Source organism: Simiduia sp. (assembly GCF_058345725.1).
Genome location: NZ_JBTUOC010000008.1, coordinates 17,921 through 30,421, shown reverse-complemented (window position 1 = coordinate 30,421; position 12,501 = coordinate 17,921). Strand labels below are relative to the sequence as shown.

12 protein-coding genes are annotated in these 12,501 nt (G+C 55.7%); all 12 read left to right on the top strand.

The genetic code is table 11. The annotated features are described in order from the left end of the window. The first annotated feature begins 18 nt into the window (after positions 1-18). The 12 genes from ACW8F6_RS02215 to ACW8F6_RS02160 all read left to right on the top strand — a co-directional run bounded on the left by ACW8F6_RS02215 (position 19) and on the right by ACW8F6_RS02160 (position 12,271). The gene (locus ACW8F6_RS02215) at positions 19-627 is read left to right on the top strand and encodes a Crp/Fnr family transcriptional regulator (RefSeq protein ID WP_491574208.1); all 609 of its coding nucleotides are present in this window, start codon (positions 19-21) and stop codon (positions 625-627) included. Between the two features lie 920 nt (positions 628-1,547). Then, complete coding sequence (locus ACW8F6_RS02210) at positions 1,548-2,003, top strand: DMT family transporter (protein WP_491574207.1); 456 nt, start codon at positions 1,548-1,550, stop codon at positions 2,001-2,003. Between the two features lie 4 nt (positions 2,004-2,007). Then, positions 2,008-2,796, top strand: a complete 789-nt coding sequence (locus tag ACW8F6_RS02205; protein WP_491574206.1) for a GNAT family N-acetyltransferase — start codon at positions 2,008-2,010, stop codon at positions 2,794-2,796. A gap of 257 nt (positions 2,797-3,053) precedes the next feature. Beyond that, a complete protein-coding gene (locus ACW8F6_RS02200) occupies positions 3,054-3,350 on the top strand; it encodes a hypothetical protein (RefSeq protein ID WP_491574205.1) in 297 nt (98 codons plus the stop codon). Between the two features lie 427 nt (positions 3,351-3,777). Then, positions 3,778-4,272, top strand: a complete 495-nt coding sequence (locus tag ACW8F6_RS02195; protein WP_491574204.1) for a nuclear transport factor 2 family protein — start codon at positions 3,778-3,780, stop codon at positions 4,270-4,272. Then, positions 4,269-5,531, top strand: a complete 1,263-nt coding sequence (locus ACW8F6_RS02190) for an efflux RND transporter periplasmic adaptor subunit (protein ID WP_491574203.1) — start codon at positions 4,269-4,271, stop codon at positions 5,529-5,531. Before ACW8F6_RS02195 ends, ACW8F6_RS02190 begins: the two co-directional genes overlap by 4 nt. A gap of 98 nt (positions 5,532-5,629) precedes the next feature. Then, positions 5,630-6,346: an ABC transporter ATP-binding protein gene (locus ACW8F6_RS02185; RefSeq protein WP_491574202.1), complete on the top strand. Its 717-nt coding sequence runs from the start codon at positions 5,630-5,632 to the stop codon at positions 6,344-6,346. An 8-nt stretch (positions 6,347-6,354) separates the two neighbouring features. Next, the gene (locus ACW8F6_RS02180) at positions 6,355-7,659 is read left to right on the top strand and encodes an ABC transporter permease (protein ID WP_491574201.1); all 1,305 of its coding nucleotides are present in this window, start codon (positions 6,355-6,357) and stop codon (positions 7,657-7,659) included. An 11-nt stretch (positions 7,660-7,670) separates the two neighbouring features. After that, positions 7,671-8,879, top strand: a complete 1,209-nt coding sequence (locus ACW8F6_RS02175) for an ABC transporter permease (RefSeq protein ID WP_491574200.1) — start codon at positions 7,671-7,673, stop codon at positions 8,877-8,879. A gap of 220 nt (positions 8,880-9,099) precedes the next feature. Then, positions 9,100-10,437 carry a sigma-54-dependent transcriptional regulator gene (locus tag ACW8F6_RS02170; protein ID WP_491574199.1) on the top strand — a complete coding sequence of 446 codons (1,338 nt, stop codon included), beginning with the start codon at positions 9,100-9,102 and terminating at the stop codon, positions 10,435-10,437. Between the two features lie 42 nt (positions 10,438-10,479). Further along, positions 10,480-11,814: a sensor histidine kinase gene (locus ACW8F6_RS02165; RefSeq protein ID WP_491574198.1), complete on the top strand. Its 1,335-nt coding sequence runs from the start codon at positions 10,480-10,482 to the stop codon at positions 11,812-11,814. A gap of 61 nt (positions 11,815-11,875) precedes the next feature. Next, a complete protein-coding gene (locus ACW8F6_RS02160; protein WP_491574197.1) occupies positions 11,876-12,271 on the top strand; it encodes a DUF3224 domain-containing protein in 396 nt (131 codons plus the stop codon). Positions 12,272-12,501 lie beyond the last annotated feature (230 nt).

The window sequence follows — 12,501 nt, the reverse complement described above, 5'->3', positions numbered from 1 at the left end:
CACTGGCGGGCCACCCCTATGACTGCACAGCCACCCACAGAAACGCAGGCCTTGGCGCAATTGCGCAGCGCCATGCAAGCCTATGCGCCCATTCCAGATAGCAGTTGGCAGCACCTGGTTGCCATGGCCAAAGTGCAGGGGCTGCCCAAGGGCGCAGCCCTGTATCCCGCCGGCCAGTTGCCCACAAGTTTTGGCTTTGTGGTGTCGGGCCTAGTGCGCAGTTTTGTGACGGATGCCGAGGGCCGCGAGTACAATAAAAATTTCTTTGCCGAGGGCAGTTTTCCGGGCTCGATGGCGGCACTGCTAACACAATCGCCCTCGCGCTTTACCTTGGAAACCCTCGAGCCCACATCCTTGGTGTTGATCGACTTCAAGGCCTACCGCCTTCAGCTAATGCGCGATGAAGCATTAAAAATTTTTCACATACACTACCTAGAGCGCAACTGGCTGCTCGCCAAAGACGCGCGCGAGGTAGAGCTGGTACAGGAAGACGCCCGCAGCCGCTACCTGCGCTTTGTAACCGACCACCCGGCCTTACACCAACGGTTACCCCAATACCACATTGCCGCCCACCTCGGCATTACGCCCACACAGCTGAGCAGAATTCGCAAGGCGTTGGCGATGTGAAGAAACGCCGCGTGTTCAAAAAAGCTGGCCTTGCCTGGTCTAGAAAGGGGCGGCAATGCTTGACGAAGTTGGATTAACTTTATGAGAAAGTGGATAGATAGCCTGTGACAAGGGAGTGGGAGAGTCGCAATTATACAGCCTTTCAAATGAATGGCTGAAACGAATCAATAGACCAGATTCCTTGACGCCAGTTATTGAAACAATGTCATGATCTCTGGCCCTTTGGTTAAGACTTGGCAGTGAAGATTATTTGTCGCCTTATTGATCTGAAGACAAATTTTGCATAGTGCCTAAGCCGAAATATTCTCGCCGTAAAAAATTCAGTTAGATTAAGTTCAGGATGAGGCTGATAGGGCGGCAGAAGAGTGTTTGTATTGATATTCGACGTGTTTCCAGTTTGAAAGAAACTGATCAGGGCGTTCATGCTCGTTTTTTGGGGAATATTAAATCGCTTCCGCCTAATTGGAGTCTGGAGGGTATAAGCCACTACCAGAGAGCAATAGAGTTCTTTCAAATTTTGTTTCTATCACGCGGGCCAATAAAAACAGCACATAAGTGGATTGATATGTTATAGCTTAAGAAATAGTAACTAGTTATAAGGTCATGCAAAATTTGATAGCTCAATAAAAGTCGAAGTTGATATAGGTAAGGCAGAATACCAAGAGTTGATTTTTGTTACGAGTGTTTATATTGAAGTTCTGCGTAATCTAAACGCTTGCTTAAGATAAACGCTTGTTCCGTAGATCAGCTATTAGGAGAAAAGATGATAATAATGGCGTGAATTTCGTGAGGACTCTATCTATGACTAAGGCATGTCGCTAAATGCGGAGGTAGCCAGCAGACTATATTGTGTACCGCTTTTTCTCGTTATCAACCTATGTTGATGACGCCCGCGCCAACTGCGTCTTACACTGGCGCCCATGAACGCTATTTATCTTTCTGCTTTATTTGCCGGTGCCGCCATTGCCCTTCAGGCGGCGATGAATGCCCGTTTGGGTAGCCTACTCGGTAGCCCGTTGTTGGCCAGCTGTGTGGCCTTTGCTGGGGGGATTGTTTTTTCGGTTATTGCGGTGTTGGCGCTGCAGCGCCAGTTGCCGGCGCGCGCCCTGGTATCTGCGGTGCCAAGTTACCTGTGGCTGGGTGGGGGGCTGTTAAGTGCGTTGGGTATTTCAACCCTGTATTTTTTAATTCCCAAGCTGGGTATGGGCCAACTGATGGCCCTGGCCCTTACTGGGCAATTGTTGGTGGCGATGTTGGTTGGGCACTTTGGCTGGTTTGAGCTGCCCCACCGGCCGGTGAACGGCATCAGGTTACTGGGTGTGGTGGCGCTCCTTGCGGGTGTGCTGTTAATTAATTGGGATGCGGCAAAGGGGTAGCGCAATGGGTGCGGATGAAGCAGTGAATGGGCGCCTTGCGGATGACAGTTTGGCGCACAGCAACTTACATAATTTGTATACACTTTGGCGCTTGTTCGGCGCCAGTGACTGCGCGGTTGCCGCGAATGCCGGGGGAAAAATTTGGCACAGCCATAGCTGGCCGCACCGGGTGTGGTGTGAAGCGCCAAGTGTGCAGGCGTTGGCCGCACTGCGCGCCTTGCCGGTGGCAGATGCGCGATTATTGCAGTTGCCACTCTGGGGCGCCGGTATCGACGCGGCTAATGCGCTGGCGCAACAGCAGTGTGCGCCCGCGTTTCAGCAAACGGCTATGTACCTGCCTGCCTGCGATGGCAACTTGCCGGCGACGGTTGCGCCCAGCGCGCTACGCCTGGTGGCTGTGGATTCACAGGAAATACTAAAGCGCTGGGTGGCACTGGCCGCTGCCGCCTTTGGCTACGACATTGCGCTGGCGCCGGTGGCGGCGCTGCTTAATGCGCCGGCCGCAGAGTTGCTGTTGGCGTATCACGGCGATGAACCGGTGGCCACGGCGCTGTGGTTTCGCACGGGGGCTGTGTTGGGCCTGCATCAGTTTGGCGTGCTACCGGCTGCCCAAGGCCAGGGTTTTGCGCGCCAGTTTTTGACGGCGTTACTGCAGCCGCGCTATGTGAGAGACGCCGAGCTGCTGGTGCTGCAGGCCTCACAGGCGGGGCGGCCACTCTACGCGCGCGCGGGTTTTCAGGCGCAGTTTACTATTTCTAATTTCAGGGTGTCGGAACTGCCGAGCAGGCGTTGAGCATAGAGCGTTGACGGCTATTACCGTGCGCCTGGCGCTACGGCCAGGGTGTCCGGCCGGACACATTTTGTCCGCTATTGGACACATTCTACGGGTGTTTGGACCGCAGCTTTATGCGCCAGGCCCCGCCACTAGGGCCTTGTGTCTATTGGCACAATTGCTGCAATTCATCAATCTCATTAGCCGAGCGGCCGTTTCCCATGGCTGTTTTTTGCAACGTGTTTTTCCTCCAGTTATTACAGGGTGTTAGGTGTGACATGAGTGAGCAACAGCCAATGCCAACACAATCTGAACGCCTAGCTGCAACAGTCGTGTGTGCAAGGCGCGGCCGGCGGCGCGTTTTTTGGGTGGTTACGGCGGCTGCCGGTGTACTGCTGTTGTGCGTGGGTTTTATTCACTTTGATGCGCACCTGTCTGCCTGGCATGCCAGCGCGCGCCAGGATGCGGTGGTGTATCGCCTGGAAACGGGATTGTTTAGCCGTATGAGCGGCCCGCGCTTAGCGGCGGAGCGCCGCCGGGCACAAATACAGGGAACTGGGCCCTGCGCTCGCTAGCCGCTCCCACGCTGCTTTATTCGCTCTGTTCGCGGTACTTTTTGCAAACTATCATCCTCGCTAATCCACCTTTCCGTGTTTTTCTGATCTGCCGACGCTGGCATTTTCTGGCTGCCCTTTTTCGCGTAGGTGTTGTATACCCCCAGTGACCGCAGTGCGAATGCCTGTGTCCGCACCGGACACTATGGGGGCCGCCGGACAGCCTATCTGTCCGCGCGGACAGTTCGCCTTGTTCGTATTTCCCCCACCTTATCGCTAAGTCTTTGAATATTATAAAAATTTACAAGCTGGCACAGGCTGTGCAATGAGCAAAGAGCAAAAAACAAAAGACCAATAAGTCGCGGACAGCGATGGGTGAGCAGGCCAAAAGCTGATCGACCGTTGTGACCGCTGAGTGTTTTTACAATTATTTGGGTAGAGGGGCGCTATGCGCACACTAAAAATTAGCGGGTTGTTGTTGCTGTGGCTGATTGCACAGCCAGCGGCGGCCGATGCACTTACCTCCGAATTGCAGGCGCTGGATGCCCAGTTGTTCGCCGCATTTAATCGCTGTGCAGAGCCCGCACAGCTGGTGCGGCACGGGGCCTACTTTGCGCAAGATGTGGAGTTTTATCACGACCAAGGCGGTGTTACCTGGAATCGGCAGGACATGCTCGATAACACGCGCAAGCACGCCTGCGGTCGCTACACGCGCGCCTTAGTACCACAAACATTTCGCGCCCTAGCCATCGCCAATTTTGGCGCGATGACTCAGGGCGTACACCGCTTTTGCCACACCGATGTGCAGGGCTGCGAGGGCGAGGCCGAATTTGTGATGGTGTGGCGGCGCACCGCCGACGGTTGGCAGGTGACGCGGGTATTAAGTTACGGCCATCGCGCCGCCTCGTCAGCGAATGTGTCGGAAGCCGGAGGTGCCCAATGATTCGCGATACCCGCGGGCAGGATGTCCCCTTGGCGCCCAGTAAGGTGCGCCGTTTGCGCCCGGTGTTAATGACGGGTTTGGCAGTAGCGCTGGTCACCGGCCTGGTCTGGGCCGGCCTGGGCAAAGAGCGCGCCGCCAAATCTCTGGCCGCCGATGAGCTGCGCTTTGCGCGGTTAACCCAGGGCACACTGGTGCGAGATGTGGCCACCACCGGAAAAATTGTGGCGGCAAACGCGCCTATTTTATACAGCACCGAGGCCGGCGTGGTGACTCTGCTGCGCAACCCCGGTGACCAGGTGGCCGAGGGCGATTTACTGGCCACCATCGACAGCCCCCAACTGACCAGCGAATTACAGCAACAGCGCTCGGTCTTGGCGAGTATGGAAAGCGAATTGGCGCGTGCAGAGCTGGCCGCGCGCCGGCAGCAGCTTGAGGCCAACCAGGCGCTCGATATGGCGGCGGTGGATCGCGACGCCGCCGAGCGCGAAAACCGGCGCTCGGCACAATTGATGGTGAATAATCTGATCAGCCAGATAGATTTCGAAAAAGCCAAAGACGATTTGCACAAGGCGCGGCTGTTGTTTGAGCACGCCAGGCAAGAGGCGCAACTAATTAAAGACACCCTCAGTTTTGAAATGGCCAACCAGGCGCACGCCGTGGAGCGGCAGCAGCTGATTATTGCCGAGTTGGAGCGGCAGGTGGCGGCCTTGAATGTGGTGGCTCCTATCGACGGCATCATCGGCAATTGGCTGACCGAACAAAAGGCGCGCCTGGCCGCCAGCCAGCCAATTATGACGGTTGTTAGCCTGACAGATTTTGAAGCGGAACTGGCGGTGCCGGAAACCTACGCCGATGAATTGGGGTTGGGTATGCAAGTGGAGCTGAACTTAGGCGGCGACTTAATCGTGGGCCAGCTGTCGTCGCTGTCGCCAGAGGTGCGCAATCGCGAAGTTACCGCGCGGGTGCGCTTTGACAACCAAGCCGAATACAAGCTGCGTCAGAATCAGCGTTTGTCGGCGCGCATTCTGCTAGAGCATCGCCCCAATGTCTTGATGGTTGCGCGCGGCGCGTTTTTATCGAGCGGCGGCGATGTGGCCTATGTGCGGCGGGGCGATCGGCTGGCGCGCATTGCGGTTACCCTGGGCGCGCGCAGTATGAGCCATGTGGAAGTGGTGGCCGGCGGTGTGGCCGGCGATGAATGGGTGGTGTCCGATCTGCAGGAATTTGGCGACGCGCCCGAAGTGCAAGTGAATGAGTGACAGCGTTTAAACATGAGATTGTTGCCAACAATCGTCAGACATACTTAACGAGTGATCATCCGGCCGTTCGCGAATGGCCCGAACAATAAGGAAGCATTATGTTATCCATGCGCAATATCAAAAAGGTTTACCAAACCGAGCTGGTTGAAACCCACGCCCTGCGCGATTTCAATTTGCAGGTATCGGAAGGCGAGTTTGTGGTGGTCACCGGCCCCTCTGGCTCTGGTAAAACCACGTTTTTGAACGTGGCAGGGCTTTTAGAGGGCTTTACTCAGGGCGAATACCTGTTAGACGGTGAAGATGTCTCCCGCGTAAGCGATAGCGAGAGCGCCCGCATTCGCAATGAAAAAATAGGCTTTATTTTTCAGGGCTTCAACCTGATTCCCGATTTAAATCTGGCGGAAAATATTGAAGTGCCGCTGCGCTACCGGGGCTTTGGCCGCGCCGAGCGCAAGCGCCGGGTTGAACAGGCGCTGGAGCAAGTGGGGCTGGCTGCGCGCACTAAGCACCTACCACCGCAACTGTCTGGCGGTCAGCAGCAGCGGGTAGCTATTGCGCGCGCGCTGGCGGGCGAGCCGCGCTTCCTATTGGCCGATGAACCCACCGGTAATCTCGATAGCCTCATGGCCCGTCAGGTGATGGAGTTGTTGGAAAATATCAACCAGGCCGGCACAACCATCATTATGGTCACGCACGACCCAGAGCTGGCCCGCCGGGCGCAGCGCAACGTGCAAATTGTGGATGGCCAGGTCTGTGATTTCACGTCGCTTCAGAAGGGCCGTAAGGCGACTTCTGAAGCCGTGGCACTGGCGTAGGGGGCACTATGTTTTTCTATTATCTCGATATGGCCTGGCGCAGCATTCGCAAAACGCCGCTGCTGTCTGCCTTAATGGTGTTGGCAATTTCCATTGGTATTGGCCTTACCACTACGTCGTTAAATATTTACCAGGTCATGGCCTTTAATCCCGCCGCTGAGCGCAGCGACCAATTGCACGCAGTGCAGCTCTGGAGCCAGGGCCCGAACACCTGGGAGCGCTACGCGGAGCTGATTACCTACCAGGATGCCATGTTCCTGCGCGAAGGTACGCTGCCCCGCGCCCAGGCGGCCATGTTTCGCACCGGCCAGGCCATTCAAAGTGATAACCCCGATGTATTGCCAGAGTTGCGCAGTGTACGCGTGACCGATGGCGATTTTTTTCGGCTCTTTAACGTGCCCTTCTTGCACGGCGCCGTGTGGTCTGAACAGGTAGATCGGCAGCCAGCTTACGAAGTGGTGATCGGTAAAGCCTTGAGCCTGAAGTATTTCAACAAAGAAAACAGCGTGGGTGAGGTGCTTTACTTGAACCGCAAGCCCTATCAGGTGGTGGGCGTTATCGACAGCTGGAATCCAGAGCCTAAATATTACGACCCCACCAATGGCGCGTTTAACGAGTCCGAGGCGGTGTACGTACCTTTCTCGCTGACACCCGTAGAGGAGTTTTCGGTGTGGGGTAATACCAATGGCTGGCAGTTTGAGCCCATGGTCACCTATGCCGATCGCATGCGTTCGGAAAAGGCCTGGATTATCTTTTGGGCCGATCTGCCCGATGTGCAAACGCGCGAGTCCTATCGCCAGTGGATAAAAGCCTACATCGAACAGCAGCAGGCCCTGGGGCGCTTTACCGATACGGCCAAGGCCGACGTGCAGCTGGCCGATGTGGCCAAGTGGCTAGAGGTTAATAAGGTGCTGCGCGAGGACAATAAAATTCTGGTGGCGTTGAGCGCGTTGTTTCTGTGCGTGTGTTTAGTGAATATTCTTGGATTGCTGTTAACCAAATTCCTGAAACGCGCGCCCGAAGTGGGCGTGCGGCGCGCCATCGGTGCCAGCCGCGCTCAGATTTTTGCACAACATATGGTCGAGGTGTCGCTCATCGGTTTGCTGGGCGGTGCACTGGGCTTGCTATGGGCCTGGGGCTTATTGCACCTGCTGACCGAGCGCTTTCATATGGATGATGTTTTGACGCAGCTCGATGCCAGTATGTGGTTTATTTCACCGGCAATCGCCATGGCGGCGGCTCTATTGGCGGGTTGGTATCCCGCTTGGGTCATCTGCCGCACGCAACCCAGCGTTTACTTAAAAAGCCAATAGGAGGGCCGAGCATGCAACAGCTAACACCCATTATCAGTAGTTTATTGCGCTCAAAAAGCGGCCCGGTGTTATTGATGGTGCAAATTGTACTGTCGGTGGCCATAGTGGCGAATGCCAGCTTTATCATCAGCGAGCGGTTGGCGTTGATGGAGCGACCCTCCGGCATCGCCGAAGCCGAAGTCTTGAGTTTTCGCGTATACAACTTCGACCCCGCCATGGACCTGCGCAAGCAAAACCGGCAAGACCAACTAATATTGCGCGGGCTGCCGGGCGTTATCGATGCGACGTCCACCAATATGGTGCCCTTGAGTGGCAGCGGTTGGGGTGATCGCTATGAAGACAGCCCCAACCCCGATGAGGCCAAATCGCTGCCAGGTTTTGCCTTTTATTTGGGCAACGAGCACATGCTCAATACGCTAGGGGTGAAGCTCATCGAAGGGCGCAATTTCTACCCGGAAGAGGTGAAGATTGGGCCTGCATCAAAAACGCAGACTGCACTAATTACCCAATCTCTTGCCAAGGCGCATTGGGGCGATGAGTCGCCGGTGGGAAAAACGGTGTATCAACAAGATACCAGTATTACCATTGTCGGTGTTATCGAGCAGATGCAGGGCGCGTGGGTAGACAGTTCTAATTTTGAATACAGCGTGATTCAAGCGGTGGATTTTGGTGGCGCCGATAGCAATAGCCTGTATTTAGTGCGCGCCAAGTCGCAAGATATTGCGGCGCTAAAAGTGGCCATTCCCAAGGCACTGCACGCAGAAAACCCCAACCGCGTAATCGATGAGTTCAATACAGTGGCCGAACACCGTGGGCACTCATACAGTGACCACGAGCTGATGGCAACGCTGCTGAGCATTATGATAATTTTGTTGCTGTTAATTACCTCGCTGGGACTCACGGGCATGGTGATGTTCAATATTCAGCGGCGTACCAAGCAGATTGGTACTCGCCGCGCCTTGGGCGCGCGCAAGTCAGATATTGTTTGGTATTTTCTTACCGAAAACTATGTGATTTGTACGATGGGTGCACTGATAGGCGTGGTGGCCGCCATTCAACTCGGGCAGCAGTTAATGACCATTTACAGCCTGCCACAATTGCAATGGCAATACCCGGCAATGACGGTGCTGGGGCTGTTTGCAGTGACGACGGCGGCGGTTATTTTGCCGGCGCGGCGCGCGGCTAATATCGCGCCATCGCTGGCTACCCGGAGCGTTTAGTGTCCGGTTCAACGCCAGGCACAGGGCTGTGCCTGGCGTTGTGTACCGTGATTACAACGCGCCTGCAGTGCTTTAATCTCGTTTGTCTTTGCAATAACCTGCCTATGCAAAAGCCCGTGTTACAATCCCCGTAATGACATAAGGCGCAGCGCCACACAGAGTGCACCGGCTGCCCCTCTAATAACACTATTGCTCAATATCACAGGTCATAGCGAACTTCATGGACCCCATTCTCATCGTCGACGACAATCAGGCGGTGTGCCGCGCGCTGGAGCTGATGCTAGAGCTAAACGGCTACACAGTGCACAGTGTGTACACGCCCGCGGACGCCCTGGCCTATGTGGCACAACAGGATGTGGCACTGGTCATTCAGGATATGAATTTCAGCCGCGACACCACCTCGGGCGCCGAGGGCCGCGAACTGTTTTTTGCCTTGCGCGCGCATCAGCCCAATCTACCCATTGTCTTGCTGACCGCCTGGACGCAATTGGAAATGGCGGTGGAGTTAGTGAAAGAAGGCGCGGCAGACTACCTGGGTAAACCCTGGGACGACAGTAAGTTGTTAACCACTGTTGCGAATCTGGTACAGCTACACAAACTGGCCACCGCCAACGATCAACTCACTCGCGCCGCGCGCGAGCGGCAGGCACTGTTTGAAGGGCGCGATTTGTGCGGCGTGGTGTTTGGCAGTGTTGCTTTGCAGCGCACTATCGACCTGGCGCTGCAAGTAGCTCCCTCGGATGTGTCGGTACTGATCACCGGGCCCAATGGCGTAGGCAAAGACCGGCTAGCGAACATCATTCACGCCAATTCGCCACTGCGCGACCAACCGTTTATCAAAGTGGATGTGGGGGCGCTGCCGCTAGATTTGCTGGAAGCGGAATTATTTGGCGCCGAGGCGGGCGCTTATACCGGAGCTAACAAAGCCCGTATAGGGCGCTTTGAGGCGGCCGATGGCGGCACACTGTTTTTAGATGAAATCGGCAACCTGCCGCTGTCGGGCCAAATGAAACTCTTGCGCATCTTGCAAACCGGTGAGTTCGAGCGCCTCGGCAGCCATAAAACGCGCAAGGTAAAGGTGCGGGTGTTGAGCGCCACCAATGTCGACTTATCGGCGGCCATTGCCGCGGGGCGTTTTCGCGAAGACCTCTACTACCGGTTGAATGTGATTACCCTGCCCATCGCGCCATTGTGCGCGCGTAAAGACGACATTTTGCCATTGGCCAAGGCCTTTCTGGGCGACCAGTGGTCGCTCACAAAACCGGTGCAGCAGGCGTTGCTGGCGCACAGCTGGCCCGGCAATGTGCGCGAACTGGAAAACGCCTGTAAGCGCGCGGCGCTGTTAGCTCGAGGGCCAGCGCTCACCCCTGAGGATTTTGATTTGCGGGCCGCGCCCGCTGCGGCCACGTCGGCGCCGGTTGCTGAGGCGCCGAGCCGCGATCAGATAGAGCAGGCCCTGGCCGCGCACGGCGGCGTAATCGCCCGCGCGGCAAAATCCCTTGGGCTGAGTCGGCAGGCACTCTACCGGCGCATGGAAAAGTTCGACATTGAATCGTGACGCCACAACTCACTGGCAAGTATTGTCCGGAGCCCTCATACAATGCGCGATTTTTCGTTATCCCTAACAGCGCGGCTGACACTGGTGTGTGTGCTGTGCTCGGTGTTTGGGTTTTTGTTGGCCTTTGCACTGCTGGGCCTGTGGCCCGTCGCGCTGGCTTGGCAGTCGGCGGGTTTTTGGGCCCTGTTGCTGTTAAGTGGCGGGCTCACCGCCATTTTGTGTCGGCAACTCTTGCGACCATTGCCGCGCACACTGGACGCATTGACGTTGGGATTATTGAATTTTTACGACAATGATTTCAGCGTGTATGTGCCGGGCCAGTCACAGCCGCAGTTGGCTGCGCTGGTGCGGGCTTTTAATGGCGCGGCGGAAAAAATGCGCACCGAGCGCCAGTATATTTATCAGCGAGAATTGTTGCTCGACAAAGTGATACAGAGCTCGCCCAATGTCATGCTGTTATTGGACGACCGTCAACGGATTATCTACGCCAACGATGCCGCGCGGCATTTCTTTAATGAGGGGGTGCGTCTAGAAGGCGCGCACCTGAGCGATCTGCTAAGCGATACGCCGCAGACGCTGGCCGATGCATTGCTAAACCAGGGCGAAGGCCTGTTCAGCCTGGGCGATGAGGAGGCAGAAACCTGGCACCTGGGGCGCGGCCGCTTTCTACTGAACGGCCAATATCACCATCTGGTGTTATTAAAACACTTAACCCGCGAACTTAATCGCCAGGAAGTGGCGGTGTGGAAAAAAGTCATACGCGTGATCAGTCACGAGCTTAACAATTCGCTGGCGCCTATTGCCTCTATGGTTAATTCGGGCAAGCAGTTGATCAAGGGTGGCGAGCAGCCAAAGTTGCAGCTGATTTTTGACACCATTGAAGATCGCGCCACGCACCTGAATCAATTTATTCACGGCTACGCCCGCTTTGCCAAGTTGCCGCTGCCGCGCCGCGCGGTCATCGACTGGCATAAATTGTTGGATCAACTGGCGGAGCAGTTTCCGTTTGCGCGCCAGCTCTCGCTGCCAGAGGCGCCCGTGCTGCTAGACCAAGCGCAAATTGAGCAGGTGCTACTCAATTTGTTAAAAAATGCTCACGAGTCCGGGTCTGACCCATCGCACATTGCGCTGACCATTAGGCCCGAGCCGCGCGATCAGCGCGCGGGAATTGGCTTGACACTCGCCGATCGCGGCGCCGGTATGTCCACTGAGGTACTGAGTCAGGCATTGCTGCCTTTTTACTCCACCAAGCAATCGGGTACCGGGCTTGGGCTGCCTCTGTGTCGTGAAATTATAGAGGCCCACGATGGCCATCTGAGTTTGCAAAACAGAGAGGGTGGCGGTTTAGTGGTGCGCATTTGGTTGCCACTGCAATAGGCTGCGTTTCTGCCAGCCCCCCAATCTAAAATCACGCGATAAATTAAAGGGCGCATTAAATATGGACAATTTTGTCAAAGAGATTCACGGCGATTTTAGCGTGGCGCTAACGCCGCAAATGGATGATCCAGTACCCGTGGGGCGCCTATTGATCGATAAGGTCTACACCGGTCCATTAGCCGGTAGCGGCAAGGGGCAGATGCTCAGCAAGCGCACCGCAGAGGCCGGCTCGGCGGGTTATGTGGCGCTGGAGGAATTTGACGGTGAGCTAGAAGGTAAAACCGGCTGTTTTACTTTGATGCATACCGGGGTCATGAATAAAGGCGCTTCTGAACTTAGCGTAAAAATTGTACCCGACTCGGGCACCGGTGCACTGACCGGAATTAGTGGAGAAATGCATATCGATATTGCCGAGGGGCGCCACAGCTACCGTTTTTGCTACACGCTACCGGACTAACGCAGGCACAGTGTTGCCATTTCTGGCTTTAGTTTTGCGGTAATTTTAGCGCTCAGTATTTTTGCCACTTAGCTGTTTGTGCCTGGTGCCTATGGCGAGGTTATCCTGGGCAAATCCTGCGTGGGTAATCAACCAAAGGCAACGGCGATTCGCCTTGGGATTGAATATCTTGTGCGTGCAGGCACCGGCGTTGGATGTCATAGATTGTTGCGCCTTTGCGCAGCAGAGTT